This window comes from Ideonella benzenivorans, from assembly GCF_020387415.1.
Taxonomy (GTDB): domain Bacteria; phylum Pseudomonadota; class Gammaproteobacteria; order Burkholderiales; family Burkholderiaceae_C; genus Ideonella; species Ideonella benzenivorans.
The window spans coordinates 96,357-121,377 of sequence record NZ_JAGWCB010000020.1 but is presented as its reverse complement, the minus strand read 5'-3'; the positions used below and the strand labels follow the sequence as shown (position 1 = coordinate 121,377).

Here is a 25,021-nt window from a genome sequence, read left to right as displayed (position 1 = left end):
GGGCAGGGGGCGAGCCGGGCTTCAAGCCGCCTTCTTCTTGAAGGGCGACTTGGACAGGCCCCAGATCGGGCTGGAGATGGCCATGTCCATGTCACGGGCGAAGATGGCGAAGCCGTCATAGCCGTGGTACGGGCCGGAGTAGTCCCAGCTGTGCATCTGACGGAAGGGCACGCCCATCTTCTGGAAGACGTACTTTTCCTTGATGCCCGAACCGACCAGGTCCGGCTGGACCTTCTCGACGAACTTCTCGAACTCGTAGCCGGTCACGTCGTCATAGATCAGCGTGCCGTCCTTGATGTAGTGGGTGGTGCGCTGGTAGTCGTCGTTGTGGGCGAACTCGTAGCCCGTACCGACCACTTCCATGCCCAGGTCCTCGTAGGCGCCGATCACGTGGCGCGGACGCAGGCCGCCCACGTACAGCATGACCTTCTTGCCCTGCAGGCGCGGCTTGTACTTGGCGATCACCGCATCCACCATCGGGCGGTACTTGGCGATGACCTTCTCGGCGTTGGCCTTGATCGTGTCGTCGAAGTGGCTGGCGATCTCGCGCAGGCTCTTCTCGATCATGCTCGGGCCGAAGAAGTTGTATTCCACCCAGGGAATGCCGTACTTCTCTTCCATGTGCCGCGAGATGTAGTTCATCGAGCGGTAGCAGTGCAGCACGTTGAGCTTGGCCTTGGGGGTGTTCTCCAGCTCGGCGATGGTGCCGTCGCCGGACCACTGGGCGATCACGCGCAGGCCCATCTCTTCGAGCAGGATGCGGCTGGCCCAGGCATCGCCACCGATGTTGTAGTCACCGATGATGGCCACGTCATACGGGGTGGAGACGAACTCGGGACGCTTGTTGGGGTCGGTCTTGTCGAAGACCCAGTCGCGGATCGCGTCGTTGGCGATGTGGTGGCCCAGCGATTGGGACACGCCGCGGAAGCCTTCGCAGCGCACCGGCACGATGGTCTTGCCTTCGTATTCCTTGGACTTCTTCTTCGAGACCGCCTCGATGTCGTCGCCGATCAGGCCGATCGGGCATTCCGACTGGATCGAGATGCCCTTGTTCAGCGGGAACAGGTCCTGGATCTCGTCGATGATCTTGTCGAGCTTCTTGTCACCGCCGAAGACGATGTCCTTCTCCTGGAAGTCGGAGGTGAACTGCATCGTCACGAAGGTGTCCACACCGGTCACGCCGATGTAGTAGTTGCGGCGGGCGGCCCAGCTGTACTGGCCGCAGCCCACCGGGCCGTGGGAGATGTGGATCATGTCCTTGATCGGGCCCCACACCACGCCCTTGGAACCGGCGTACGCGCAGCCGCGGATGGTCATCACACCCGGCAGCGACTTGATGTTGGACTTCACGCCGCAGTCGGGCTTGCCCTCTTCGTAGGTGCCCAGGTGCTTGGCACGACGCTTGGCCATCTTTTCGGGATAGGCCTTCAGGACTTCGTCGATCAGGGCCTTGTTCTCGGCCTTGCGGTCTTCAACAGTGATGCTCATGGTGGATGCTCCGTCAGGTTCCAGCGCGGGGGTTGGGGCACCGGGCGGCGGCGACGACCGCCGCCCGGTGCGAGCCAAGGCCGTGATCAGGCGGCCAGTTCGGCGGCGGTCTTGCCGACTTGCGACTCGTCAATGGACTTCATGATCCCGTGCTCCATCAGCAGGTCTTCCAGCTCGTCCATGGTGATGGGGGTGGGGATGGTGCCGTTGCCAGCGTTGGCGTGCACCTTCTGGGCCAGCGTGCGGTACTCGGCAGCCTGCTTGCTGTCCGGGGCGTACTCGATCACGGTCATGCGGCGCAGCTCGGCGTGCTGCACGATGTTGTCGCGCGGCACGAAGTGGATCAGGCGGCTGCCCAGCTTGCCGGCCAGCGACTGGGCCAGTTCCAGTTCCTTGTCGGTCTGGCGCTCGTTGCAGACCAGGCCGCCCAGGCGCACACCGCCGCTGTTGGCGTACTTCAGAATACCCTTGGAGATGTTGTTGGCCGCGTACATGGCCATCATCTCGCCGGACATCACGATGTAGATTTCCTGAGCCTTGTTCTCGCGGATGGGCATGGCGAAGCCGCCGCACACCACGTCACCCAGCACGTCGTAGGACACATAGTCCACGCCGTCGTAGGCGCCGTTCTCTTCCAGGAAGTTGATCGAGGTGATCACGCCACGGCCGGCGCAGCCCACGCCGGGTTCCGGGCCACCGGATTCCACGCAACGGATGTCGCGATACCCGATCTTCATGACGTCTTCCAGCTCCAGATCCTCCACCGAGCCGGCTTCCGCGGCCAGCGACAGGATGGTGTCCTGGGCCTTGGCGTGCAGGATCAGGCGGGTCGAGTCGGCCTTGGGGTCGCAGCCGACGATGAGGATCTTCTGACCCATTTCGGCCAGAGCGGCCAGGGTGTTCTGCGAGGTGGTGGACTTGCCGATGCCACCCTTGCCGTAGAAGGCGATTTGACGAAGTGCAGCCATTGCTATCTCCAAGTAAGTGATCTAGCGAAACCGAGGTTGAGGGCTCATGCGTTTGTCGCGATCTCGATGCAGCCTTGGGTGCCTCTATGGGTCTTCTTCTGAAGCCTCGTCGGGACTTACACGGGTGCCGCGCAGCCTCGTCATTGCAACGGCCGTGCCATGTTGACCCGCAACATGCAAGTGCTTGTTTTTGCTTGGGAAAAATCGCCTTGACCGGCGATAAGCCAGCCTGACAGGGAATGTTTGAAACCCGACAAAGACAGGTTCGCGACGTGAGCCTGTCGCAGCCCGAACGCGCCAGGCCCGACCGGCCTCGCGCACGCGCAACGCAGGCGTTCTCCCAGGGAAACACAGGGGTTTGGCGAACGCCCCGGCCCTTCCGGGCACGGCACCGCTCGGGGTGGTACGGGGTTTGCAGTCTTCGGCCGCATGAACACGCCCGCCCTCCCCGTCCGACCGGCTCCCCCCGCCAACCCGCACTGGGCGCGCGTGGGCGGCCGTGACACCGTGGTGCGCCTGGTCGACGCCTTCTACCGCGCGATGGACACCCGGCCCGAGGCCGCCACCATCCGCGCGATGCACGAGCCCGACCTGAGCCCCACCAAGGCCGTGTTGGTGCAGTACCTGTGCGAATGGATGGGCGGCCCCAAGGACTACAGCGGCCAGCGCGGCAGCCCGATGCTGCGCCGGCGCCACCAGCCCTTTGCCATCGACGCCGCCGCGCGTGACGCCTGGATGGCCTGCATGCGCCAGGCCTTGGCCGAGTGCATTGACAACGAAGGCCTGCGCGCCGAGCTGGACGCCGCCTTCTGGAAGATCGCCGACTTCATCCGCAACACCGAGGACGGCGGCGCCACCCGCCCGCACCCCGGCCGGCCGATGGAAGTCGCCCCCCATGCCACCCCGGCCACGCATGCGTCGGCGGCCGCCGCCGGGGTGTCCGTTTCCCCTGCCGCAACTGTTCCACCCCCCACCCGGAGTTCGACATGACCACCATCCAGGAAACCGCCTTCGCCCGTCTTGAGTCCGAAGGCCGCCTGCTCAACAGCGTGCTCAAGGCCGCCACCCACAAGCCCGGCCGCTTCGGCTTCCGCGGTGACATCGCGCTGAAGTTCCAGGCCAAGCTGGCCGACGAGGCCCGCCCGCCGGAGATCTCCTCGGACCAGGTGATCGCGGTGGCCCAGGCCGGCGAGAGCACCCTCCCCTTCCTGGCCGGCTTCCTGCTGAGCTTCGAGTACCTGAAGATGCTGGCCGAGGTGCTGGGCGACACGCTCTCGCCCACCGGCAAGTACTTCCTCTTCGTCGACAACATCGACATCTCGAAGAAGTACCAGTGCGAGTACGGCGGCGCGACCTTCTACATCCTGCCAATCGACGAATCCACCGTCTACAACGAGCTGCTGCAGCTGCTCTACATCGACAAGGGCGACCTCAAGAAGCTCGACACCGCCGGCAAGACCGACGCCGTGGCCGACAAGGCCCTGCAGTTCAGCGACAGCTTCCCGAAGATCAGCTACGAGGAAGGCCTGGCGCTGATGGGCCCCGTGCGCAACCTGTACGAAAACAGACCCGTCTGATGTCCCCGCAGGGCAGGCATGGCCGAGGTGGACGATGAGCAACCGCACCGCTGGTACAGCACCAACCTGGTCGGCGTGCCCGCCCCGGTGCTGGCCAGCGTGGCCTTTCATGCGCATCCCCAGGCCCTGCACATCGCCGGCACACGCGAGGCCCACCCGGGCCTCTTCGCGCTGCTGGCGCGCGCCGACCACCTGAACGAGGCGCGCGAGATGTTCGACCACTACCTGGGCACCGCCTTCGGCCTGCGCAAACCCGACGCGGCCGAGCTGGCCCGGCTGGGCCCGGCCGAACAGCGACGCTGGCGCAGCAGCTGGCGCAAGCTGCTGCAGGGCTGGGGCATGGACGCCAACGGCCCGGCCGGCGCGGTGCTCAAGGGCTGGGTGGAAAGCCGCTTCGGCCTGGTGCCGCGCTTCCACCGCGCGCCGCTGGGGCGCTTCCCTTCGCCGGCCTGGGTGCGCTACCTGGAAGAGAAGGCCGCCAGCCGTTACCACAACAACAACATCCACCAGCAGCTCGACCTGCTCTACGAGTTCTGCCAGTGGGCGCTGGCGCGCTTCGGCATCCCCGGCCACAGTGCACCCGGCGCGCGCCACATCACGCTCTGGCGCGGCACCCTGCTGAGCGAGGAACAGCGCGTCGGCGCTGGCCCGCTGCGCCGCCAGGGCACGCTGCGTCTGAACAATCTGGTCTCCTTCAGCCTGGACGCCACCGAGGCCGGCTGCTTCGGCGACACGGTCTTTCGCACCGCCTTGCCGGCCTGCAAGCTGCTGGTCTTTCCCGGCCTGCTGCCGGGCCAGGTGCTGCAGGGCGAGCAGGAGGTGCTGGCCCTGGGCGGCGATGTGAACGTGGAGATCGTCCATGTCTGACTGGGACGGCCGGCTCTACGACAAGGCCCTGGGCGCCTACCTGGGCCTGGCCATCGGCGACGCGCTGGGCGCCACCGTCGAGTTCATGCGCCCGCGCGAGATCCAGGCCCAGTACGGCGTGCACCGCGACATCGTCGGCGGCGGCTGGCTGCGCCTGGCCCGCGGCCAGGTGACCGACGACACCACGATGAGCCTGGCCCTGGGCGATGCACTGCTGCTGGGGGGCGAAGAGGGTCTGCGCGGCCTGGCCCATGGCGACACCGGCCTGACGCGCGGCATCGCCGACGCTTACGTGCGCTGGTGGCGCGGCAAGCCGGTGGACTGCGGCCACACCTGCCGCCGCGGCATCCTGCGGTATCTGCACGACGGCACGCTGGCCGGGCCCCTCAACGAGGGCGACGGCGGCAATGGCGCGCTGATGCGCAACCTGCCCGCGGCGCTGGCCACGCTGGGCGACGATGCCCTGTTCGAGCAGCTCTCGCTGGCCCAGGCCCACATCACGCACCACCACCCGCTGTCCGACGCGGCCACGCTGGGCCTGGGCCATCTGCTGCGCAACCAGCTGAGCAGTGACGATCCCACGCTGCTCAACCAGACGGCCCTGCAGTGGGTGAGCACCCAACCCGCCTTCCGCTTCACGCCCTACCCCGGCCGCGCCACCGCCTATGTGGTGGACACCGTGCAGACGGTGTTGCACCATGTGACGCTGCACGGCTTCTTCGAGGATGCGCTGGTGGCCACCGTGAACCAGGGCGACGACGCCGACACCACCGGCGCCCTGGCCGGCATGCTGGCCGGCGCCCGCTGCGGCGCCAGTGGCCTGCCGCCACGCTGGCTGCAGCGCCTGCAGCCCGCCATCGTGCAGGCGATCACCGACCAGACCAGTGGGCTGCTGGCCCTGGCCCAACGCCTGTCGGAGGCCGCCCATGCCTGACACCACCACCGCAGCCCGCCTGAGCGACACCGAGCGCGTCAGCCGCTGCGCGCTGGCCGCGGCCTACCACGAGCGCACCAAGCACCGGCTGGAACGCTACGCCAACGGCCCCGAGACCCTGGACTGGGACGCCCAGCCCGATCCCTTCCGCCGCTACCGGGGCGCGCCGCTGACCCCGCTGCCCCTGCTGACCCAGGAGCCGGCCACGCCCTGGACCGCCCTGGGCACACCCGGTGCTGCGCCGGCCCAGGCCTTTGGCCTGGACAGCCTGGGCGCCTTCTTCGAGCTGAGCCTGGCCCTGGCCGCCTGGAAGCAGGCCGGCCCCGACCGCTGGTCGGTGCGCATCAACCCCTCCAGCGGCAACCTGCACCCCACCGAGGGCTGGCTGCTGTGCCAGGGTGTGGCCGGCCTGCCCGACGGGGTGCACCACTATGCGCCGCATGAACACGCGCTGGAGCTGCGGGCCGCCCGGCCAGCCGACGCGGGCGATGCGACGCCGCGTGTCTTCGTCGCGCTCAGCAGCATCGCCTGGCGCGAGGCCTGGAAGTACGGTGAGCGCGCGCTGCGCTACTGTCTGCTGGACGCCGGCCATGCCGCCGGTGCCCTGGCCTACGCCGCCGCGCTGCAGGGCTGGGCCCTGCAGCCCCGCCCCGTGGCCGCCCACGAATTGGCCGCCTGGCTGGGCCTGGACCGCGACGGCGACTTCCCCGGTGGCGCCGAACGCGAGGAGCCCGAGCTGCTGTTCGAGCTCTGCCCGCCCGGCCAGTCGCCCGCCCCGCTGCCAGGCCTGTGGCCGCACCAGCCACTGTGGCACGGCCACGCCAACCGGCTGGATGCCCACCCCATGTACCGCTGGCCGGTGATCGACCAGGCCCTGGCCGCCACCCGCCCCACGGAAGCGCCCGCCACGGCCGAAAACAGCGTGCGCCCGCTCCGCCCGCCCTCCCCCGTCACGCTTGGCGATCCCCGGCACGCCGCCACGCTGATCCGCCGGCGCCGCAGTGCCCAGCGCTTCGATGCCCAGGCCCGGCTGGACGCCAGCGCCCTGTGGCCGCTGCTGCAGGCCCTGCTGCCCGGCCAGTTGCCCTTCTCGGCCCTGCCGGTGGCCGACCATGTGCACCTGCTGCTCTTCGCCCATCGCGTGGACGGCCTGGCACCCGGCGCCTACCTGCTGCCGCGCAGCGAAGGCGGCGCCACGCTGCTGCGCCGCCAGCTGCCGGTGTCGATGGACTGGGCCCCGGTGCCAGACGCTCCGGCCGAGCTGCCGTTGTGGCGCCTGGCCGCCAACCCCGCGCTGGCCGGCACGCTGCGCACCCTCAACTGCCACCAGGCGCTGGGTTCGGACGCCGTCCTGGGCTTCGCGCTGCTGGCCGAGTTCCAGCCCCTGCCCACGCCCTGGGCCTACCGAGAGCGGCTGATGGAGGCCGGTCTGCTGGGCCAGGTGCTGTACCTGCAAGCCGAAGCGATGGGCCTGGCCGGCACCGGCATCGGCTGCTTCTTTGACGACGCGCTGCACCAGCTGATCGGCCTGACGCCCACCGCCGCGGCCCAGGCCCCGCTGCAGTCGGTCTACCACTTCACGATCGGACGCCCGCTGGTCGATGCCCGCATCGCCACCACCGCGCCCTATGCCCACCTGCCGGCCAGGCCCCAGCGCCTGGCCGACGCCGCAGACAGGAGCACCCCATGAACGATCACCACTTTCAACGCCTGACGCCGGCCCAGGCCGGCGCCTGGCTGCAGGCCCGGCCCGATGCGCTGATCCTGGACGCCCGCGAGGCCCGGCATCACGCGATGAGCCACCTGGCCGGCTGTACCCGGCTGGACGGTCGCAACCACGAGACCCTGCTGATGCGCGAGCGCAAGAGCCGGCCGGTGTTCATCTACTGCTACCACGGCAACGCCAGCCAAACCTGGGCCGGCATGTTCACCGACTTCGGTTTCACCGAGGTGGCCGACCTGATCGGTGGCTGGAGCGCGGTGGATGGCGGTGGTCGCCTCTACGGCCCGCAGCCGCTGGAAGCGGTGTTCCCCCCGGCCACCCCGGCCCCCGCCGCCGGCCCGGTGCCGGCCGAGCTGGCCACCTGGCTGGCGGCCAACGGCTTCGACCCCGGTCAGCCCGCGGCGCCTGGCCCGCACGGCAACACCCCACTGATGCACGCCGCCTGGCGCGGCGCCCACCACACGCTGGACGCCCTGCTGGCCCTGGACGTGCCGCTGGACGCCACCAACGGCGACGGCAACAACGCCCTGTGGCTGGCCTGCGTGAACGGCGAGCCGGGGTTGATCCGCGCGCTGGCGGCGCACGGTGTGCCGCTCGACCATGCCAACCTGACCGGCGCCACGGCGCTGATGTACGCCGCCTCGGCCGGCAAGGCCGAGGTGGTGGCCACCCTGCTGGCCCTGGGCGCCGACCCGCACCGGCGCACGCAGGACGACTTCAGCGCCCTGGACATGGCCGCCACGATCGAGTGCCTGCGCCTGCTGCGCAGCGCCACCCGGCAAGCCGCCTGAAGGAGAACGCCCATGACCGCCCTGCTCTTCTACGAAAAACCCGGCTGCGGCGGCAACGCCCGCCAAAAGGCCGCGCTGCTGGCTGCCGGCCACACCCTGCAGGTGCGCAGCCTGCTGGCCGAGCCCTGGACCCGCGACAGCCTGCTGGCCTTTCTGGCCCCACTGCCGGTGGCCCAGTGGTTCAACCGCGCCGCACCGCGGGTCAAGAGTGGTGAGGTGCAGCCCGAGGCCCTGGACGCCGAGGCCGCGCTGGCCCTGCTGCTGGCCGAGCCACTGCTGATCCGCCGGCCGCTGATGCAGCGCCTGGACGACGCCAGCCGCTGCGTCGGCTTCGACACCGCCGAGGTGGCGGCCTGGGTGGGCCTGACGCCCGCCGGCACCGCCCGCGCCAGCCTGGAAGGCTGCGCCTCGCCCGTCGAGCACTGCCCCACGCCCACCGTTTCCGAGCTCTCCCCTTCCACCCCTGTTGCAGGAGCCTGAACCATGCCGCTCTTCGACTACCACTGCCCGCAATGCGGGGCCGACTTCGAGCTGCTGGTGCGCGCCAGCACCACGCCCACCTGCCCGCACTGCGGCAGCACCACGCTGGAGAAGGCCGTCTCGCGCATCGCCCCGGCCGGCAAGATCGAGGCCATCCGTCTGTCCAACCGGCGCGCGGCCGACGCCCAGGGCCTGTTCAACCACTACTCGCCCAGCGAGCGGGCCCGCCTGCTCAAGGGCAAGACCGTCTGAACGGAGCACACCATGGACCTCGTCTACTCCACCACCATGCTCAGCCAGGGCGGCCGCGGCGGCCAGATGCAGAGCGATGACGGCGGCTTCAAGCTCAAACTGAGCGTGCCCCCCGAGATGGGCGGCGCCCCCGATGCGGCCCCCGGCCCCAACCCCGAGATGTTGATGGGCGGGGCGCTGGCCAGCGCGCTGGATCACTCGGTGCGCCACATCGCCCGCCAGGGCAAGCTGCCGGTCAAGGGCTGCTACGTCGAATCCAAGCTCTCGCAGTTCCAGGATTTCGAGGGCGGCTACCGCATGGCCCTGTCCATGGTGGTCTACCTGGCCGGCCCGCTGGACCAGCCCACGGCCGACGACCTGGTGCAGCGCGCCCAGGGCATCTGCCCCTTCCAGGCCGCCATCAAGAACAACGTCACGGTCAACCTCAAGGCCGTGCTGGACACGCCCGCCTGAGCGGAGCGGCCCCGCCATGCAGGAACCCTCGCTCCAGCTGGACTGGACCGCCTACGACGCCTATGGCGCCGGCGATGCCTATGCCCACCTGCCGGCCCACGGCGCGGGCTTCGGCAAGGCCGCGGCGGTCTGTATCGGCAGCCGCACTTGCCAGCGTGCCGACGCCAAGGGCGTGATGTGCCCGAGCTTCCGGGCCACGCAGGACGGCACCCACAGCACCCAGCACCGCGCCGCCATGCTGCGCGCCGCGCTGGATGGCGAGCTGGGCGAGCGGCCCTTCGAGGATGAGCGCCTGCGCGAGGCCCTGGACCTCTGCGTGGCCTGCAAGGGCTGCAAGCGCGAATGCCCCAACGGCGTGGACATGGCCCTGCTGCGCACCGAGGCCCTGGCCCAGCGCTGGGCCGACCGCCCCCGCCCACGGCGCGAGCGCCTGATCGCCCAGCTGCCCCAGTGGCTGCCCCGGCTGCGCCGCTGGCGGGTGCTGCTGAACCCGCTGCTGGCCCTGCGCGAACGCTGGCCCTGGCTGGCGCGCCAGGTTCAGGCCCGCCTGGGCCTGGCCGCCGCCCGCAGCCTGCCCCGCCCGGCCGCGCAGGCCTTTTTGGACCAGGCGCCCCGCGGCCCCGTGGGCCCGGGCCCGCGCGAAGTGGTGCTGCTGGTGGACACCTTCCACAACCAGCTCGACCCGTCCACGGCCCAAGCCGCGCTGGAGGTGCTGCAAGCCATCGGCTGCCGTGTGCACGTGCTGCACGCGCCCGCGGGTGAAGCGCCGCTGTGCTGCGGCCGCAGCGCCCTGGCCGTGGGTGACGTGGCCACCGCCCGGGCCGCCGCCACCCGGCTGCAGCGCGCGCTGGCGCCCTATGTCGAGCGCGGCCTGCCCATCATCGGCCTGGAACCCTCCTGCCTGCTGACCCTGCGCGACGAGCACCTGGCCCTGGGCCTGGGCGAAGCCGCCACCCGCACCGCCCAGCAGGCCTGGCTGCTGGAGGAATACCTGGCGCGCGAATTCAAGCCCGGCGAACTGCCCTTCCAGGCCCTGCCCGAACCCAGCCCACCGGTGCTGGTGCACGGCCACTGCCACCAGAAGGCCTTCGGCGCCATGAAGGCCCTGCGCAAGGTGCTGGGCGGCGTGCCGGGGCTGCAGGTGCAGTTCATCGACAGCAGCTGCTGTGGCATGGCCGGCGCCTTCGGCTACGAGGCCGAGCACCACGCCATCTCGATGACCATGGCCGAGGCCGAGCTGCTGCCCGCCGTGCGGGCCGCCAGTGCCGACACCTGGCTGCTGGCCAACGGCACCAGCTGCCGCCACCAGATCCACGACGGCGCCCAGCGCCAGGCCCGCCACCTGGCTCACCTGCTGCGCGCCGCCCTGCCTGCTACGCCGCCCGACCCTGCCGCCCCCGCCCCATGAGCGACACCCTGCGCTACTTCCTCACCTACCGCGGCGCCGGCCTGCCGCTGACACTGACCGAGGAACTGGCCGAAGCCGACCTGCGCCACCGCAACACCTGGTTCGAGGCCCGCTACGACGCTGCCGGCCGGCTCATCGCCATCGACAAGCGCGTCTATGGCGAAACCGAAATGCAGCACCGCTACGACTACGACGCCAGCGGCCGCCTGTGCCGGGCCACCGTCACCCTCGGCGACGAGGCACCGCTGGTGCGAGAGTTCCCGCGCTGAGGCCGACGCATCCGCCAGAGGGAGGAGACGGGCTCGGTCCACGCCCCCACCCGCGCCGTTCTCGCCGTGGCGCGGTGATACGCTGCCTCGCTGCCACCAAGACGCCCCCCGCCATTTCAAGCCCGAGCGGGACGCCTGGATGAGCACCTTCGTGAAAATCATGAGGACCCTGGATCCTTTCCTCCAAGTACCGTCAAAGGTTTCGCCTTGAACCCCAGCCTGTCCACGTTGAAACACCTGCCCCTGCTCGTGGTGACCGCCACCCTCGCCGCCTGTGCGTCGACACAGACTGCCACGCCCACCAACCCGTCACAGCCCGGCACCGACACCCGTCTGACGCAGGCGGCGGTGGCGCCGTTGAACGACCTGAACCTGGTACGCGACGAGATTCCGCCCGTTCTGTTGGCGGCGCGCAAAGCGCCGTATGCGGCGCCGGCGGACCGCTCCTGCAACACACTGGGCGCCGACATCCTGGCGCTGGACGCGGTGCTGGGTGCCGACCTCGACGTGCCGGCCACCGGGGACGACCCGAGTCTGGTCGAGCAGGGCACCGGCGCCGCCGGCGATGCGGCCGTCAGCGCGGTGCGAAACACGACCGAAGGGGTCATCCCTTTCCGCGGCTGGGTTCGCAAGCTCACCGGCGCAGAGCGCCACGCCCGCGATGTTTCGGCCGCAATCACCGCCGGCCAGGTCCGGCGCGCCTACCTCAAGGGCCTGGGCCAATTCGCCGGCTGTCAGACCCCGGCCGCGCCCAGGTCGTGAGGCGACTCGCTGTCAAGCGACTCTTGAGAGCCATGCGGCAGGTGGTCCTGGTGACCGTGTCCGCCATGGCCATCCTGCTGCCCGCGATGCGATCGGGTGGGCTGCATCTGACGGTGGGACTCTTGTTCCTGCTTGAAGCAGGCATGTTCATTCACCATGCATGGCGGACGGGTCTGCTCCGCGCGACGCCGCTCGCGCTGTATCTGCATTTCAGGACAGTTGGGCCTTCTCCACACCGCCCGCTGGGCGCCCTGGCAATGGGCCTGAGCGTCATCGCCCTCGTCGTTATCCGTTGGTAGGGCAGGCTTGCGCCAACGGGCGCTAAAGTCCCTGGTCGCTCACCCAGGACCCAGCCACCATGCCCACTGACCTTCCGCCGCTCCCCTCCCTCCCGCTCGGGCGCTACCGCCACTACAAGGGCGGCGAATACGAGGTGCTGGGCGTCGTCCGGCACAGCGAGACGCTGGAACCCCTGGTGCTCTACCGCCCGCTCTACAACGACTCGGGCGCGTGGGTGCGCCCGTTCAGCATGTTCCTGGAGCCGGTGCAGCACGACGGCCAGAGGCAACCCCGTTTCCGCCTGGTGAGCGTCCCCTAAACCTCCGGCGGATCCTCATCCACCGGCAGGGGCTCGGCCACATGCACCCAGTCCACATGGCTGGCGTAGAAGGCGTGGGACTCGGGCGCGCGGTCCAGCGGGCCGTCGAACAGCGCGCGGGCCAGGTGCAGCTCGCCCGGATAGCGCGGTGAGCGGAAGGCCATCGGGCTGCCGCAATGGCGGCAGAAGCCGCGCTCGGCGCCGGTGGCCTCGGCGCGGTACCAGTGCAAGGCCTGCTGTGGGTCCTGCCACGCCACCTGGGCCGTCTTCCACCCCACCCAGGTGACGAAGGCCGCGCCATGCGCGCGCTGGCAGCGTTGGCAATGGCAATGCGCCACCCACAGGCTGGGGCCCTGGGCGGAGAAGCCCACGGCCCCACACAGGCAACGGCCGCTGAACAAACAAGACATCACCCCCTCCTGCATGCCGTTTCGGGCACCGTGAAATCCCCCACGGGAAGCACCGCGACTGGCCGGCCCGGCGGGCGCTTTTCCCGCCGCCGCCCTGCGGGGACCGGTGTCAGACTTTCCTGAGGTCCGTGGCCCCTTCATGGTGGGGCGGCTTGGTGGCCACCTGGAGGCACGACGAACATGACGATTCTGCGCGAGATGAGCATCCGCCACCGGCTGTACGCCCTGGTGGCGCTGGCCGTGGTGGCCACCCTGAGTGTGGCCGCGCTGGCCCACCGCAATGCCGGTCAGGCCCGCCAGGCCGCCCTGGCGCTGCAGCAGACCGCCGATGCGGTGCGCGACGCGATGATGGCGGACATGATGCACGACGCCATCCGCGCGGACGTGATGGGCGCCGCCGACGCGCAGGAGAAAGGGCAGGCCGTGGGGCTGAAGGAGGCCCGGGCCGATGCTGCGCGCCACATGGACACGCTGCAGAAGAGCCTGGCGGCGGCACACATCGACACCCTGCCGCCGGCGGCGTTGGCGGCGCTGGCGGCCACCCGCCCCGACGCGGAGCGTTACCTGGCGGCGGCCCGTGCGGCCCTGGCACAACCGGACCAGGCGGCGGCACAGGCCACGTTTGCCAAGGCCTTCGCCAGCTTGGAGACTTCGATGGGCGCCGCGGGCGACGCCATCGAGGCCGCCGCAGGAACCTTGCGGACACGGACCGACGCCCAGCTGGCCCAGGGCCAGCACCTGACCTGGGCGGTGATCGCCGCCAGCCTGGGGCTGCTGCTGGGCCTGGGGGCCGTGACGGTGCGGGCCATCCTGCGGCCGCTGGACCGCATGCAGCAGGCGGTGCATGAGCTCAATGCGGAGAACGGCAACCTCTCGCGCCGGCTGCCGCCGGCCCAGGCCGAGCTGCACGAGGTCACCGAGGTGTTCAACAGCTTCCTGGACAAGGTCTCGGGCCTGGTGGGCGGGGTGCAGTCGGTGGCGCGGCAAATCTCCACCACCAGCGACGAGATCGCCACCGGCAACATGGACCTGAGCCAGCGCACCGAGAAGACCTCGGCCAGCCTGCAGCAGGCCGCGGCCAGCGTGAGCCAGATCGCCTCCACGGTGCAGCAGAGCAGCGAATCGGCTCACCACGCCCGCGAGTACGCGACCGAGGTCACCGGCGTGGCCGCGCGCGGCGGCGAGGTGGTGTCGCAGGTGGTGGTGACGATGGAAGAGATCCACCAGTCGGCCCGCAAGATCAGCGAGATCACCGGCGTGATCGACGGCATCGCCTTCCAGACCAACATCCTGGCGCTGAACGCGGCAGTGGAGGCCGCCCGTGCGGGCGAACAGGGCCGCGGCTTTGCGGTGGTGGCGGCCGAGGTGCGCAGCCTGGCCAAGCGCAGCGGCGAGGCGGCCAAGGAGATCAAGACCCTGATCGACACCAGCGTGGCCAAGGCCGAGGCCGGCAGCACCCTGGTGGGCCATGCCCGCCAGGCCATGGACGAGATCGTGGCCAGCGTGGACCGCATCCACGGGATGATCGAGGACATCACCCAGGTGACCACCTCGCAGAGCGAGGGCATCCTGATGGTCAACGGCTTCATGACCGAGATCGAGCACGCCACCCAGCAGAACACCGCGCTGGTGGAGGAGACGGCCTCGGTGGCGCAGGAGATGTCCAGCCAGGCCGCCCACCTCTCGCGCACGGTCAACGTGTTTCAGGTGGGTTGAGGGCCCGGACGGGCCCTCCCCCCCGGCGCGCCGACTCAGTACTTGCCGTAGTTGGCCATCACCCGCTGGGTCAGGAACTCGCCGGCGGTGATGGGCGCGTGGGTGTGCTGCGGGCTGTCGATCAGCACGCTCTGGTTGGCCTGGGCGAAGTAGGCGATGCTGTAGCGCGCCCCCTGGTACTCGTCGGGGCGCGGGTTGCGCACCCGGTGGAAGTTGGACGGCAGGCGGTCGTCGCTCCAGCGCATCAGCATGTCGCCGATGTTGCAGGTGATGACGTCGTCGGCCGGCGCGACCTCGGTCCAGGCCTGGCCTTCGGCCTCCTTGCCCGGCAGCACCTGCAGACCGCCCTGGCCGGTGCGCTGGAACAGCAGGGTCAGGCAGTTGAAGTCGGTGTGGGCGCCGCCGCGCCACACGCCTTCGGGCAGGGTCTCGCCCTCGGGCACCGCAAAGTAGTGCAAGAGACGCAGCGTGCTCTGGTAGTCGGGCGCGTCATAGGCATGGGCGCGGGCGAAGAAGTCGCGGTCGAAGCCCAGCCTCTCGGCGAAGCAGGACAGCACCTTCATCGCCAGGGTCCAGCAGCGCTGCTCGAAGTCCAGCGCCGCGGCCTGGAAGCCCGGCAGCTCGGCCTCGCTGGGCCAGAGCTGGGCCATGCGCGGGCGGGTGATCTGATAGCTTTCCTTCTGGTCCGGCGTGCCAGTGGAAGGCCGCACCTGGGCGCGGAACTCCCAGCCGGCATTGGTGCCCTTGGCCATGATGTACTGAGACTTCACGTCCTGCGGCAGCGCGAAGAAGCGGTCCGCGTCGGCAAACATCTGGCGCACGCGGGCCACGTCGATGCCGTGGTTCACCAACTGGAAGAAGCCGACCTCCACCGCGGCCGACCAGAGCTGTTCGGTGATCTCGGCGCGGCGCGCCTCGAAGTCGCTCACGTCGATGCGGCGCACCTCGCGCGCGCGGGTGCTGCCGGCACCGCCCATGCGGGCTTCCAGCTTCAGTTCGTCCAGGGTGTAGTCGTTCACGCGATCGTTCATCTTGATGCTCCAGGCCTCTTGCAGGCCATGTTGGGAGGGACGATGCCGACCGCTGCGTCAACGGGCGCTGTGAATGAGCCCGTGGCCACGTCCGCCGGCATGCATCGCCTCTTGAAGTCCATGGCGGGGTCTTGCGGACCCCACCGCTCCAAGAGCAATGACCCGCCAGCACGCCCTCCGGGAGAAGGAGGGCTGCGCGACTGAACGCTTCTACTCTTGTCCGGTATCAAGCAGGTTTCAGGCCAGGGGCCACGCCCCCGGGGCCGCCCCGGTGGCGGCACGGCCAATGTCAGCCGGCCTGCCCCAGCCACGGGCCTGTTGCCCCCCAGGCGGGCAAGCCTGCCCCAGGCTGGTTCATACCTCCCAGGCCCCCTCGCGTGCGCGCGGTCCCAGTTCGAGGCCCTCGGCGACGGCCCGCTTGGCACGCCAGATGCTTGATGCGGGGCAAGAGTAGAAGCGTTCAGCGCGCGGCCTGGCCGGCGCCCGGAAATTGCTCTTGCAACGCCGGTGTGGCTCCTCAGGGGCCCACCGGGTTCCAAGCCGTTTTGATCCGGAGCCCTGCCCCATGCACCGTCGCCAGCTTCTGTCCCTTCTGCCTGCCGCCGCCGCCAGCACCGCTTGGCCCCTGTCGGGTGCCGCGCGGGCCGCCACGCCCGGCCTGCTGCCGCTGCGCTTCACGCTGGATTTCCGCATCACCGGCCAGACGTCGCCCTTCTTCCTGGCGCAGGCCAAGGGCTATTACCGCGCCGAGGGGCTGGACGTCAGCATCGACACCGGGGCCGGTTCGGTGGCCTCCATCACCCGGGTGGCCAGCGGCGCCTACGACCTGGGCCTGGGCGACATCAGCGCGCTGATCGAGTTCCAGTCCCGCAACGGCGACGCGGTGAAGGCGATCTTCCAGTACTACAACCGCGCGCCCTTCGTGATCATCGGCCGCAAGGACCGCGGCATCACGACCGACTTCCACAGCCTCAAGGGCAAGCGCGTGGCCGCCGCCGCGGTCGAGTCCACCCGCCGCCTGTGGCCGATGGTGGAGCGCAAGCTGAAGCTGGGGGGCAACTTTTTCGAATGGGTGACGACCGACTTCTCGGTGCGCGACAACGTGATGGTGCGTGGCGACGTGGACGCGGCCACCTACTTCCACGACTCGGCCATCTCGCTGTTCGCCCGCATGCCGCCCGCCGAGCTGTCGGTGCTGCCCTATGCCAACGCCGGCCTGGACCTGTACGGCAACGCCGTCCTGGCCAGCCGCAAGCTGATCGCGGAGCACCCGCAGGCGCTGCGCGGCTTTCTGCGCGCCACGACCCGCGCGATCAAAGAGACCCTGGCCCACCCGGAGGCCGCGCTGGCCGCCCTCAAGCAGCGCGAGCCCATCCTCGACCTGGCGGTGGAGCGCCAGCGCTGGGGCATCACCCGCGGCTATGTGGCCACCGCCGAGACCCGCAGCGAAGGCCTGGGCGGCGTGCACATGGCGCATGTGGGCCGGCAGATCGCCGGGGTGACCGAGACCTTCGGCCTGAGCAGCGCGCCGACCGGCGCCCAGCTCTACGACCTGTCCTTCTTGCCCCCGCTGGCCGAGCGCCTGGTCAAGGCCTGACCGGCCGGCTTGGGGCGTGAGCGCGCCGGCTTGGCCACCGGCGCGGGCAGCGCGTCGGCGGTGACGCCGATCAGCTGGGCCAGCCGCTGGCGGTCCTCCAGCGCATCGCTCAACAGGAAGTGCGGCTTGGCCCCGGGGTAGGGGAAGCCGTCCACCACCGGGTCCAGCAGTGCGCGGCCGGCCTCGGTGGGCTTGAGAAAGCACTGGTTGTCGCACAGAAAGGCCACCACCTTGCCGTGCTGGTACAGCGCGTACTCACCGAACATCTTGCGGTGGGTGATGCCCGGCGTGCCGGCCAGTTGGTCCAGCACGAACTGCAGAAAATCGACATCGGTGGCCATGGCGGCATCCTAAGCCGGCACCCGGCGCGGCGCAGCACCTAGAGCGAGGCCAGGAAGGCCAGCAAGGCCGCGCGGTCCTCGGCGCTCCAACCCACCACCGCGGCGCGGGCCGGCGCCGCTTCGCCGCTATGCCACAGCACCGCCTCCAGCGGATCGCGGGCCCGGCCGTCGTGCAGCAGGCCCACCCGCTCGTCCACCACCGCGCGCAGGCCCAGGCCCCACAGTGGCGGCGTGCGCCACTGGCGGCCGCTGGCCTGGTAGTCAGGCCGGCCGTCGGCCAGGTCCGGCCCCAGGTCGTGCAACAGCAGGTCGGTGTAGGGGTGGATGGTCTGGTCCGACAGCGCCGGCAGCGCGTCGAAGCGGCCGGTGTGCAGCACCGGCTGGTGGCAGGCCGCGCAACCGGCCTGGGCGAACAGGGCCTCGCCGCGGCGCACGCGGGGCGCGTCCGCCTCGCGCCGCGCCGGCACCCCCAGCACCTGCAGGTAGCGGGTCATCGCGTCCAGCCCGCCATCGGCCAGCTCGGGGTGGCGGTCGGCCGACCAGGCGGCGCAGGCGGTCTGCGTCGGCGGGCAGTTGGGCGTGGGAAAAACCGGCGTGGTGATGCCCATGTCGCCCGCCAGCGCGCCGGCCACCTGCTGGCGCACGCTGGGCTGGTTGGCCTTCCAGCCGAAACGGCCCAGCACGGTGCGACCGGCCACCGCGTCCCACACCCGGTTGGGCTGGCCGGCCACGCCCTGGCCGGCGCGGCGCTGGGCCTCGGCCAGGGCGAGGAGGTCGGCCTCGGGCACGGCCTCGAGCAAACCCAGGCCGACCATGGGCGGGGCCACGCGCACGGAGGTTTGCACCGCCGCCGCCATCGGCCCGAAGGCCAGGTGCTGGAAGGACAGGTGGGGGCGGCGCAGGGTGATCACCGTGCCGTCGGCCAGCGTCACCGGCACCGGCGCCCACTGCAGCACCGCCTCGCCCTCGCCCGGCACGCCGGGCACGCCCTGCTCGTTGAGCTGGTCGCCATAGCGCGGCTCGGACCGCGGGCCGCCATGAGCGTCCTGGCCCGGCACCGAGAGGCGCACCAGCAACGAACGCATCGGCTCGGCCGCGCTGTCGGGCGGCGCGCCGCCGCCGTTGCGCGCATGGCAGGCAGTGCAGGCCGGCCGGTTGCAGGTGGGCCCCAGGCCGGCGATGCCCGGGTCCAGCGAGGGCGAGACGACCCAGGTCTGGCGCACCAGGCCGCGGCCCTGGGCCACGCTGCCCTGGGCCTCGGGTGGCACGGCCGCCCAGACGATGCGGCTGTAGGCCTCGCGGTCGGCCGCATCCACGGTCAGCACGCCCCCGGCGCCCAGGCGCGATGCAGACGCCAGCGCCAGCAGACCGGCACAGGCCAGCAGACCGCCCCCCAGCGCCAGCAGGCGCCGCCACCGACGCAGACTCAGAACCCGCATGGACACTCCCTTCAGGCCAGGCCGGCCACCGGCAGACGGCTCAGCTGTTGGCGGGCTGCCGCCAGCCGCGCATCGCGATCGGCCGCCCAGTGGGCCAGCAAAGCGTTGCGCGCCGGGTCGGGTGCCGGCTCGGGCTGGCCGGGACGGCGCTCGGGCCAGGCAAAGCGCTGGCGCAGCGCGGGGTCGGTCTGTTGAGCGTCCGCCACCGGCGGCGCGCTCAGCAGGGCCCGCGCCTCCCGGATGGCGGCGTGGCCGGGCTGGGCCTGCTCGGCCCGGTGCAGGGCCGCCCACAGCGCCGCCTGCTCGTCGTGGCGTTGCACCAGGGCCAGTTCGAACAGCGCGGCCACCAGGCCGTTGCGCGCGCGGGTCAGCGTGCCGTCGTAGGCCAGGTTGCCGGGGGCGAAAGGCCGGGCCGGCAGTTCGGGGTGGGCCGCATACAGGCCCGGTCGCACCGGCAGGCGCCGCACGTCCGGGTGCAGCAGCAGGGTCTGGCCCGGCTCGGACAGGCACAGGGCCGCGAAGGCCTGGGCCAGCGCCGGGTGCGGCGCATCGGCCAGCACGCCGATCTGGGCCGGGTTGTAGGCGGTGCGGCGCGGGTAGACGAAGGCCAGCGGCGCGCCGCCGGCGATCGCCTGGTTGGCGAAGAAGTCGATCGTCAGCCGCGCGGCGCGGGCGCCGCTGACCACCTGGTCCGGCCCGGGACTGGCGTCGCTGGCCGCGCCGAAGTCCGCGTTGGCGCCCAGCGCGGCCAGCAGCGCCCAGCCGGCGTCCCAGCCAGGGCCCTGCAGCAGCGCCTCGATCAGCACCGGCGCAAAGCCGATGCGGCCCGGGATGGGGATCTGAACCTGGCCGGCATAGGCCGGATGGGTCAGGTCGGCCCAGTCCTTGGGCGTGGGCCGCCCCAGGCGCTGCACCGCGGCCGGGTGGTAGGCGATGCCGTAGCCCGCCAGCTCGAAGGCGGCATAACGGCCCTGCGGGTCGTCGATGGGCTGGCCCGCCACGGCGTGGGCCAGCGCCGGGCCGTCCTGGCGGATGGCCTGCAGGGGGGCGAAGCGACCCTCGCCCGCGAGTGCCGTGAAGTTGCCGGGCGCAGGGGCCCAGTAGACATCCACCTCGCCCGGGCTGCGGCGCAGGTAGGCCAGCGCATCGGCCGACTGGCGCCAGAGGATCTCGACCCGGCTGCCCGGGTGCAGGCGCTCGAACAGCGCCTGGTAGCGCACGCTGAGCTCCTCGGCATAGCTGGTCAGCACGACCACGGTGCCCGCGCCCGGGGGCGTCTCGGCGCCACGGGCCCAGCCGGTGGCGCCGGCCATGCCCGCGGCCAGGCCGCGCAGCCAGTCGCGGCGGGTCCATTGGAAGGTGGATGTCATGCGGGGCCTCCGATCAGAAGCGCCCGACGGCGCTGACCACGAAGTTGCGACCTTCCTGCGGATAACCGGCGGTGGTCGCGTAGTTGCGGTCCAGCAGGTTGCGCGCGGCCAGCGAGAGCTCCACCGTGGGCGTGAGCTGCAATGCGGCCTTCAGCCCCCACAGCGGGTAGGCGCCCAGCTTGGTGTAGCCCGTGCCGCTGGCCGCGCTGGACCAGCGGGCGCCGGAATACTCGAGGTTGGGCATCACGCTCAGCTCGGGCAGGGGCTGCCAGCGGCCCCACAGCAGGGCCTTGTTGCGCGGGGTGGTGGTCAGGCGGGCCGTGGCGTCGCTGGGGTTGTCGATCGTCGCGTCCACATAGCTGTAGTTGCCGCCCCAGGCCAGGGTGGGGCTGAGCGTGACGCCCAACGCCAGCTCCAGGCCACGGTAGGTGGCCTCGCCCACGTTCTGGCTCTGGCTGTAGGTGCTGCCGTTGTAGAGGATGTTGACCGACTGGATGGCATCCTTGACCTGGCTGTGGAACAGCGTGGCCGAGCCATGCCAGCCCGGGGCCAGGTCGTCCTCGATGCCCAGCTCCAGGTTGAGCGCCCGCTCGGGCTTCAGCCCCGGGTTGGAGATGGCGCCGCCGAAGCGCGAGGAGAAGCGCTCGAACAGGGTCGGAAAGCGGGTGCGGTCCGAGGCCGAGAGGTGCAGCTTGCCGCTGGCGCGGTACTGCCACAGCAGGGCCGCCTGGCCATTGGTGGCGTGGCTGTCGGCCGTGGGCTGGTCGAACAGGCCGGTGCCGCTGGCGTATTCCTGCGCCTCTTGTGTCTTGCGCTGGTCCCGGCTCAGGCCGCCCACCAGCTGCCAGCCGGGCGCAAAGCGCCAGGTGTCCTCCAGCGCCACGGAATAGACGTCCTCCACCGTGTTCTGCTTGGGCTCGGTGAAGTCCGTGGCATAGGTGGTCTGCCACTCGGTGTGGTCGTCGCGCCGCCAATGCAGCGCGGCCTTGAGCGTCTGCTGCGGCAGCACGGTGGTGCCCAGCTCGGCGCTGGCGCCCTTGGCGTTGTCGTCGTAATGGCTGATCCAGTTCTTGGCGCCGGTCTTGACGGTGTAGGCCAGCAGGTCGTTGACGAAGGCGTTGTAGTAGAGCTTGGTCTTGAGCGTCCAGCCGGGGCTCAGCTCGGTGCGGGTCAGGGCGTACAGGCTCCAGGTGTCCCACTTGGGCCAGTCCCACCACTGGCTGTCCGCGGCCTCGGTCGAGCCGCTCTGGGACTTCTTGCCACTCTGGGTCACGAAGTTCAGCGAGTACTCGTCCACCGCATTGGGCGTCAGGCCGGCCTTGAGGTTGACCCGCCAGTCGCGCTTGTGGCTGTGGTCGCGGTCGCCACCGTCCTCGTAGGCGGTGGGCTCGTAGTTGTGCGACAGCGCCCATTGGTCCACCACCCGCTGCTCGGCGCTGGCCTGCAGGTAATAGCGCTCCTGACGGCTGCCCACATGGGCGTACAGCGTGCTGCCGTTGTACTGGCCATTGCCGCCCAGCAGCAGCGAGCTGCGCACCTCCGCCTCGAAGGGCTTGACCGGCTTGCGGGTCACCAGGTTGATCGCGCCGCCCATGCCGTCGGGCCCGTTGAGCACCGAGACATAGCCCTTGGAGATCTGGATCTCGGCCAGGTCCGGCGTGAGGAAGCGGTCGAAGTCGATGCGGTTGTCGGCCGGCAGGTACAGACGGATGCCATCCATCAGCAGCGGCACCTGCCAGCGGTCGAAGCCGCGCACGCTGATCAGCGCCTCGTTGCGCCGGCCCGAGCCGGCGGTGCTGGCCACGCCGGGCACCAGGTTCAGTGCATCGGCCAGGCCGTCCTTGCTGAAGTCCTGCAGTTGCTGGGCGTCCAGCGTGTCGGTGGCCAGCGCGGGGCCTTCCGGGGTCTGGCCGACCACGCTGATCTGGCCCAGCGTGAAGACGGGTGTGGGCGTGTCATCGGCCTGGGCGGCCGACGCAGAGGCCAGGGCGATCGACCCGGCGAGGGTGCAAGGAACCCATCGGTGCTGCATGGTGGTTCTTTCCTGAAACGACGTTGGATCGAACCGGCACCGCAATATACATACCAATACAACGCGTCCGATCTTCTCTCCGGGACGAGACCGGGTCACCCGGATTCTGAGTCCGCCCAGCAACGCACCGGGCGCCATTCACGTTGTATTGTTTGCTACATAGCGTACACAACACATCCCCGCCGTCGCGGGCCCCGCCGCGCCTGCGGTGTGCGGCGGGTCGCCTCAGTGCGCAGCGCCCTGGCGGCGCTTGTCGCGCAGGAAGGTCCAGGCCTCCTCGGCCACTTCGATGTCGCCGTTCTGTCGGCCGACCACCGCCGCATAGGCGGCCGTGACCCGGTGGCGCAGGCTGGGCTCCACATGGCCGGCGCCATCCAGGCGCAGCAGCTCGATCTGCAGCCCGTCCGGCCTGGCGCCCCAGACGGTGCGCTGAGCCCGGGTGGGGTCGGCCGGATCCCGGTGCGGCACCGATTCACTGCGCTGCGGCTCCCCGAACAGACCGTCGCGCTCGCGCCAGCGCATCACGGTGGCCTCGGCCCCGATCACGCGGCCGCGCCGCCCTTCCTGGCGTCGGCCCACCGGGCCGCCGTCCCAGGGCATGGTGCCGTCGGCCGTGCCGCCGATGAGCAGCAACGACAACGGCGCCTTGATGGACGGGCAGCGGCTGTCGGTGGCCATCGACGCGCTGACGGCCACCACGCCGGCCAGCCGGTCGCCGGCCTCCATCGCATAGCGCAAGGCCATCAGCCCGCCGTTGGACATGCCCATCAGGTAGATGCGGTTCGGGTCGGCCCGGTGCTGGGCCACCTCGCGCTCGATCAGGGCGCTCAGGAAGGCGACGTCGTCCGAGCGGGGGTTGGTGGCGGTGTCGCGCCGGCAGTCGTTCCAGCCGCTGCGGCCATCGCTGCCGGACAGCCCATCGGGCGCGGCGATCAGCAGGCCTTCGCGCTGGCCGATGGCCAGCCACTCGGACAGCGGTGCCGCCGTGCGGGCCTGCCCCAGCGCCTGGGCCGCCGAGCCGCCATGGCCGTGCAGCAGGATGACCAGCGGCCGCGGGCCGGCCGGCGCGTGGTCCGGCAGCGCCAGCAGGTACTGGCGCGGGCCTTCGGGACGTGCCAGGGTCTGCGGCTGGGGGGCGGCTGCCTGCGCCAGCCCGGTCCACCCCAGGCACGCGCCCAGGGCCAGGGCACCCACCCGCTGCTGCCACCGGCGCCGGCTGGCGCCCACCGATTTGCCTTGCTGCATGAAGACTCCGCGCGCCGCCCGGAACCACCGGCCGTCGCCCGGGGCGGCGCTCAATGCGACGGGCGGCGGTCGCGATGGTACGCGCCCGTGCCCCGCTGCAGCACCGTGTCGCCGGGGCACAGCTCGCCGGGCTCCAGGACCTCGCCCCCCGCGACCTGGGCATACACCGGCCCGAAGTCGACCCGGGCCAGCGCCAGCAGCTCGTCCAGGTCACGCAGCACGAAGTAGCAGGCCTGGAAGTCGTCGATGTGGTAGCGGGTGCGCATCACCCGCGCCAGATCGAAGCGCAGGCGGTGCGGCGAGGCGTCCTCCAGGCAGAAGCGGCTTTCGCTGAAGGACGAGGCGATGCCGGCGCCGTAGAGGCGCAGCCCCTCGGGCTGCATCACCAGGCCGAACTCCACCGTGTACCAGTAGACCCGCGCCAGCTCGGCCAGCATGCCCAGGCGCTGCGCCCGCAACCCGCCCACCCCGTAGGCCTGCAGGTAGTCGGCCATCACCGGGTTCATCAGCAGCGGCACATGGCCGAACACGTCGTGGAAGACGTCGGGCTCCTGCAGGTAGTCCAGCTGATCGGCCCGGCGGATGAACTGGCCAGCCGGGAAGCGGCGGTGAGCCAGGTGCTCGAAAAACACCTCGTCGGGCACCAGCCCCGGCACCGCCACCACCTGCCAGCCGGTGGTCTTCATCAGCACCGCGCTGAGGGCGTCGAAATCGGGGATGCGGTCGGGCGACAGTGGCAAGGCCCGCAGGCCGGCCAGGAAGGCGTCGCAGGCGCGGCCCGGCAACAGCCGGCTCTGGCGCGCGAACAGCGTGGCCCAGGTGGCGTGCTCGGCCGGACTGTAGCTGGCCCAGTCCTGCGGGATGGTCCAGTCGGCGCGGGCGGGCGGCCCCCCCGCGCCAGCGGCCAGGCCATGCAGCACGGGCCCGCCCGGATCGAGATGGGGCGGGCTGTGCTTCATGACCGGCCCCCGCCGCCGGTCAGCGCGGCATGCACCGCATCGATGTACCGGGCCAGGGCCAGGTCCCGGTCGGTCAGGCCGCCCGCGTCGTGGGTGGTGAGCCGCACGTCGACACGGTTGTAGACGTTGAACCATTCCGGGTGGTGGTCATGCCGTTCGGCATGCAGTGCCACCTGGGTCATGAAGCCGAAGGCCTGGCTGAAGTCGGCGAAACGCAGGCTGCGGCGGATGGCCGTGCCCGTGTCGTCCAGCTGCCACTGGGGCAGTGCTTCCAGGCCCGCGCGCAGGGTAGAGGCGTCGAGCTTGTCCAT

The 25,021-nt window shown here is 70.8% G+C and carries 27 protein-coding genes; 16 read left to right on the top strand and 11 right to left on the bottom strand.

Features of this window, described 5'->3' with window-relative positions; genetic code table 11:
- Positions 1 to 21: 21 nt before the first annotated feature.
- On the bottom strand, positions 22 to 1,488 hold the full coding sequence (gene nifD, locus KGA65_RS19340; protein ID WP_225864763.1) for a nitrogenase molybdenum-iron protein alpha chain: 1,467 nt from the start codon (positions 1,486 to 1,488) through the stop codon (positions 22 to 24).
- An 86-nt stretch (positions 1,489 to 1,574) separates the two neighbouring features.
- Positions 1,575 to 2,456, bottom strand: a complete 882-nt coding sequence (gene nifH, locus KGA65_RS19335; protein ID WP_225864762.1) for a nitrogenase iron protein — start codon at positions 2,454 to 2,456, stop codon at positions 1,575 to 1,577.
- Positions 2,457 to 2,885: 429 nt separating this feature from the next.
- On the opposite strand from nifH, the gene KGA65_RS19330 reads away from it, so the two are divergent.
- From KGA65_RS19330 to KGA65_RS19265, 14 genes are all read left to right on the top strand, one after another.
- Entirely contained in the window at positions 2,886 to 3,446 is a 561-nt protein-coding gene (locus tag KGA65_RS19330) for a group II truncated hemoglobin (protein ID WP_310740993.1), read from the top strand.
- Complete coding sequence (locus tag KGA65_RS19325; RefSeq protein WP_225864761.1) at positions 3,443 to 4,033, top strand: hypothetical protein; 591 nt, start codon at positions 3,443 to 3,445, stop codon at positions 4,031 to 4,033. The genes KGA65_RS19330 and KGA65_RS19325 overlap by 4 nt, the downstream gene beginning before the upstream one ends.
- Before the next feature lie 18 nt (positions 4,034 to 4,051).
- A complete protein-coding gene (locus KGA65_RS19320) occupies positions 4,052 to 4,900 on the top strand; it encodes an NAD(+)--dinitrogen-reductase ADP-D-ribosyltransferase (RefSeq protein ID WP_225864760.1) in 849 nt (282 codons plus the stop codon).
- The gene (gene draG / locus KGA65_RS19315; RefSeq protein ID WP_225864759.1) at positions 4,893 to 5,834 is read left to right on the top strand and encodes an ADP-ribosyl-[dinitrogen reductase] hydrolase; all 942 of its coding nucleotides are present in this window, start codon (positions 4,893 to 4,895) and stop codon (positions 5,832 to 5,834) included. The genes KGA65_RS19320 and draG overlap by 8 nt, the downstream gene beginning before the upstream one ends.
- Positions 5,827 to 7,524 carry a nitroreductase family protein gene (locus KGA65_RS19310; protein WP_225864758.1) on the top strand — a complete coding sequence of 566 codons (1,698 nt, stop codon included), beginning with the start codon at positions 5,827 to 5,829 and terminating at the stop codon, positions 7,522 to 7,524. Before draG ends, KGA65_RS19310 begins: the two co-directional genes overlap by 8 nt.
- Complete coding sequence (locus KGA65_RS19305; protein WP_225864757.1) at positions 7,521 to 8,348, top strand: ankyrin repeat domain-containing protein; 828 nt, start codon at positions 7,521 to 7,523, stop codon at positions 8,346 to 8,348. Before KGA65_RS19310 ends, KGA65_RS19305 begins: the two co-directional genes overlap by 4 nt.
- A gap of 12 nt (positions 8,349 to 8,360) precedes the next feature.
- The gene (locus tag KGA65_RS19300; RefSeq protein ID WP_225864756.1) at positions 8,361 to 8,828 is read left to right on the top strand and encodes an ArsC/Spx/MgsR family protein; all 468 of its coding nucleotides are present in this window, start codon (positions 8,361 to 8,363) and stop codon (positions 8,826 to 8,828) included.
- Positions 8,829 to 8,831: 3 nt separating this feature from the next.
- The gene (locus tag KGA65_RS19295; RefSeq protein ID WP_225864755.1) at positions 8,832 to 9,080 is read left to right on the top strand and encodes an FmdB family zinc ribbon protein; all 249 of its coding nucleotides are present in this window, start codon (positions 8,832 to 8,834) and stop codon (positions 9,078 to 9,080) included.
- Positions 9,081 to 9,092: 12 nt separating this feature from the next.
- On the top strand, positions 9,093 to 9,533 hold the full coding sequence (locus KGA65_RS19290) for an OsmC family protein (RefSeq protein WP_225864754.1): 441 nt from the start codon (positions 9,093 to 9,095) through the stop codon (positions 9,531 to 9,533).
- 16 nt (positions 9,534 to 9,549) lie between these two features.
- Positions 9,550 to 10,941: a (Fe-S)-binding protein gene (locus KGA65_RS19285; RefSeq protein WP_225864753.1), complete on the top strand. Its 1,392-nt coding sequence runs from the start codon at positions 9,550 to 9,552 to the stop codon at positions 10,939 to 10,941.
- A complete protein-coding gene (locus KGA65_RS19280) occupies positions 10,938 to 11,210 on the top strand; it encodes a DUF6156 family protein (RefSeq protein ID WP_225864752.1) in 273 nt (90 codons plus the stop codon). Before KGA65_RS19285 ends, KGA65_RS19280 begins: the two co-directional genes overlap by 4 nt.
- 207 nt (positions 11,211 to 11,417) lie before the next feature.
- Complete coding sequence (locus KGA65_RS19275; RefSeq protein ID WP_225864751.1) at positions 11,418 to 11,972, top strand: hypothetical protein; 555 nt, start codon at positions 11,418 to 11,420, stop codon at positions 11,970 to 11,972.
- Positions 11,973 to 12,037: 65 nt separating this feature from the next.
- Entirely contained in the window at positions 12,038 to 12,271 is a 234-nt protein-coding gene (locus KGA65_RS19270) for a hypothetical protein (RefSeq protein ID WP_225864750.1), read from the top strand.
- A 59-nt stretch (positions 12,272 to 12,330) separates the two neighbouring features.
- Entirely contained in the window at positions 12,331 to 12,570 is a 240-nt protein-coding gene (locus KGA65_RS19265) for a DUF1653 domain-containing protein (protein ID WP_225864749.1), read from the top strand.
- Here the strand turns inward: KGA65_RS19265 and KGA65_RS19260 are convergent.
- Complete coding sequence (locus tag KGA65_RS19260; RefSeq protein ID WP_225864748.1) at positions 12,567 to 12,980, bottom strand: GFA family protein; 414 nt, start codon at positions 12,978 to 12,980, stop codon at positions 12,567 to 12,569. The genes KGA65_RS19265 and KGA65_RS19260 overlap by 4 nt on opposite strands.
- A 180-nt stretch (positions 12,981 to 13,160) precedes the next feature.
- Here KGA65_RS19260 and KGA65_RS19255 point away from each other — a divergent pair, with 180 nt between their 5' ends.
- Positions 13,161 to 14,696, top strand: a complete 1,536-nt coding sequence (locus KGA65_RS19255) for a methyl-accepting chemotaxis protein (RefSeq protein ID WP_225864747.1) — start codon at positions 13,161 to 13,163, stop codon at positions 14,694 to 14,696.
- 35 nt (positions 14,697 to 14,731) lie between these two features.
- Here the strand turns inward: KGA65_RS19255 and KGA65_RS19250 are convergent, their stop codons facing one another.
- Positions 14,732 to 15,727 carry an isopenicillin N synthase family dioxygenase gene (locus tag KGA65_RS19250; RefSeq protein ID WP_225864746.1) on the bottom strand — a complete coding sequence of 332 codons (996 nt, stop codon included), beginning with the start codon at positions 15,725 to 15,727 and terminating at the stop codon, positions 14,732 to 14,734.
- 565 nt (positions 15,728 to 16,292) lie between these two features.
- On the opposite strand from KGA65_RS19250, the gene KGA65_RS19245 reads away from it, so the two are divergent.
- A complete protein-coding gene (locus KGA65_RS19245) occupies positions 16,293 to 17,324 on the top strand; it encodes an ABC transporter substrate-binding protein (protein WP_225864745.1) in 1,032 nt (343 codons plus the stop codon).
- Here KGA65_RS19245 and KGA65_RS19240 read toward each other — a convergent pair.
- From KGA65_RS19240 to KGA65_RS19210, 7 genes are all read right to left on the bottom strand, one after another.
- Positions 17,273 to 17,665, bottom strand: coding sequence for a TfoX/Sxy family protein (locus KGA65_RS19240; protein WP_225864744.1), 393 nt, complete (start codon positions 17,663 to 17,665; stop codon positions 17,273 to 17,275). The two genes, KGA65_RS19245 and KGA65_RS19240, sit on opposite strands and share 52 nt — an antisense overlap.
- A gap of 38 nt (positions 17,666 to 17,703) precedes the next feature.
- Positions 17,704 to 19,104, bottom strand: coding sequence for a di-heme oxidoreductase family protein (locus KGA65_RS19235; protein WP_225864743.1), 1,401 nt, complete (start codon positions 19,102 to 19,104; stop codon positions 17,704 to 17,706).
- A gap of 11 nt (positions 19,105 to 19,115) precedes the next feature.
- Positions 19,116 to 20,474: an ABC transporter substrate-binding protein gene (locus KGA65_RS19230; RefSeq protein ID WP_225864742.1), complete on the bottom strand. Its 1,359-nt coding sequence runs from the start codon at positions 20,472 to 20,474 to the stop codon at positions 19,116 to 19,118.
- A gap of 13 nt (positions 20,475 to 20,487) precedes the next feature.
- A complete protein-coding gene (locus tag KGA65_RS19225; protein ID WP_225864741.1) occupies positions 20,488 to 22,506 on the bottom strand; it encodes a TonB-dependent receptor plug domain-containing protein in 2,019 nt (672 codons plus the stop codon).
- A gap of 225 nt (positions 22,507 to 22,731) precedes the next feature.
- Positions 22,732 to 23,751: a CE1 family esterase gene (locus KGA65_RS19220; protein WP_225864740.1), complete on the bottom strand. Its 1,020-nt coding sequence runs from the start codon at positions 23,749 to 23,751 to the stop codon at positions 22,732 to 22,734.
- A gap of 50 nt (positions 23,752 to 23,801) precedes the next feature.
- Positions 23,802 to 24,710, bottom strand: coding sequence for a phenylalanine 4-monooxygenase (gene phhA, locus KGA65_RS19215; RefSeq protein ID WP_225864739.1), 909 nt, complete (start codon positions 24,708 to 24,710; stop codon positions 23,802 to 23,804).
- A complete protein-coding gene (locus tag KGA65_RS19210) occupies positions 24,707 to 25,021 on the bottom strand; it encodes a 4a-hydroxytetrahydrobiopterin dehydratase (protein ID WP_225864738.1) in 315 nt (104 codons plus the stop codon). The genes phhA and KGA65_RS19210 overlap by 4 nt, the downstream gene beginning before the upstream one ends.

Bases quoted from the DNA above. Each gene is read 5' to 3' on its own strand.
- nifD (WP_225864763.1), bottom strand. From the start codon at position 1,488: ATGAGCATCACTGTTGAAGACCGCAAGGCCGAGAACAAGGCCCTGATC.
- nifH (WP_225864762.1), bottom strand. From the start codon at position 2,456: ATGGCTGCACTTCGTCAAATCGCCTTCTACGGCAAGGGTGGCATCGGC.
- KGA65_RS19330 (WP_310740993.1), top strand. From the start codon at position 2,886: ATGAACACGCCCGCCCTCCCCGTCCGACCGGCTCCCCCCGCCAACCCG.
- KGA65_RS19325 (WP_225864761.1), top strand. From the start codon at position 3,443: ATGACCACCATCCAGGAAACCGCCTTCGCCCGTCTTGAGTCCGAAGGC.
- KGA65_RS19320 (WP_225864760.1), top strand. From the start codon at position 4,052: ATGGCCGAGGTGGACGATGAGCAACCGCACCGCTGGTACAGCACCAAC.
- draG (WP_225864759.1), top strand. From the start codon at position 4,893: ATGTCTGACTGGGACGGCCGGCTCTACGACAAGGCCCTGGGCGCCTAC.
- KGA65_RS19310 (WP_225864758.1), top strand. From the start codon at position 5,827: ATGCCTGACACCACCACCGCAGCCCGCCTGAGCGACACCGAGCGCGTC.
- KGA65_RS19305 (WP_225864757.1), top strand. From the start codon at position 7,521: ATGAACGATCACCACTTTCAACGCCTGACGCCGGCCCAGGCCGGCGCC.
- KGA65_RS19300 (WP_225864756.1), top strand. From the start codon at position 8,361: ATGACCGCCCTGCTCTTCTACGAAAAACCCGGCTGCGGCGGCAACGCC.
- KGA65_RS19295 (WP_225864755.1), top strand. From the start codon at position 8,832: ATGCCGCTCTTCGACTACCACTGCCCGCAATGCGGGGCCGACTTCGAG.
- KGA65_RS19290 (WP_225864754.1), top strand. From the start codon at position 9,093: ATGGACCTCGTCTACTCCACCACCATGCTCAGCCAGGGCGGCCGCGGC.
- KGA65_RS19285 (WP_225864753.1), top strand. From the start codon at position 9,550: ATGCAGGAACCCTCGCTCCAGCTGGACTGGACCGCCTACGACGCCTAT.
- KGA65_RS19280 (WP_225864752.1), top strand. From the start codon at position 10,938: ATGAGCGACACCCTGCGCTACTTCCTCACCTACCGCGGCGCCGGCCTG.
- KGA65_RS19270 (WP_225864750.1), top strand. From the start codon at position 12,038: ATGGCCATCCTGCTGCCCGCGATGCGATCGGGTGGGCTGCATCTGACG.
- KGA65_RS19265 (WP_225864749.1), top strand. From the start codon at position 12,331: ATGCCCACTGACCTTCCGCCGCTCCCCTCCCTCCCGCTCGGGCGCTAC.
- KGA65_RS19260 (WP_225864748.1), bottom strand. From the start codon at position 12,980: ATGTCTTGTTTGTTCAGCGGCCGTTGCCTGTGTGGGGCCGTGGGCTTC.
- KGA65_RS19255 (WP_225864747.1), top strand. From the start codon at position 13,161: ATGACGATTCTGCGCGAGATGAGCATCCGCCACCGGCTGTACGCCCTG.
- KGA65_RS19250 (WP_225864746.1), bottom strand. From the start codon at position 15,727: ATGAACGATCGCGTGAACGACTACACCCTGGACGAACTGAAGCTGGAA.
- KGA65_RS19245 (WP_225864745.1), top strand. From the start codon at position 16,293: ATGCACCGTCGCCAGCTTCTGTCCCTTCTGCCTGCCGCCGCCGCCAGC.
- KGA65_RS19240 (WP_225864744.1), bottom strand. From the start codon at position 17,665: ATGGCCACCGATGTCGATTTTCTGCAGTTCGTGCTGGACCAACTGGCC.
- KGA65_RS19235 (WP_225864743.1), bottom strand. From the start codon at position 19,104: ATGCGGGTTCTGAGTCTGCGTCGGTGGCGGCGCCTGCTGGCGCTGGGG.
- KGA65_RS19230 (WP_225864742.1), bottom strand. From the start codon at position 20,474: ATGACATCCACCTTCCAATGGACCCGCCGCGACTGGCTGCGCGGCCTG.
- KGA65_RS19225 (WP_225864741.1), bottom strand. From the start codon at position 22,506: ATGCAGCACCGATGGGTTCCTTGCACCCTCGCCGGGTCGATCGCCCTG.
- KGA65_RS19220 (WP_225864740.1), bottom strand. From the start codon at position 23,751: ATGCAGCAAGGCAAATCGGTGGGCGCCAGCCGGCGCCGGTGGCAGCAG.
- phhA (WP_225864739.1), bottom strand. From the start codon at position 24,710: ATGAAGCACAGCCCGCCCCATCTCGATCCGGGCGGGCCCGTGCTGCAT.
- KGA65_RS19210 (WP_225864738.1), bottom strand. From the start codon at position 25,021: ATGGACAAGCTCGACGCCTCTACCCTGCGCGCGGGCCTGGAAGCACTG.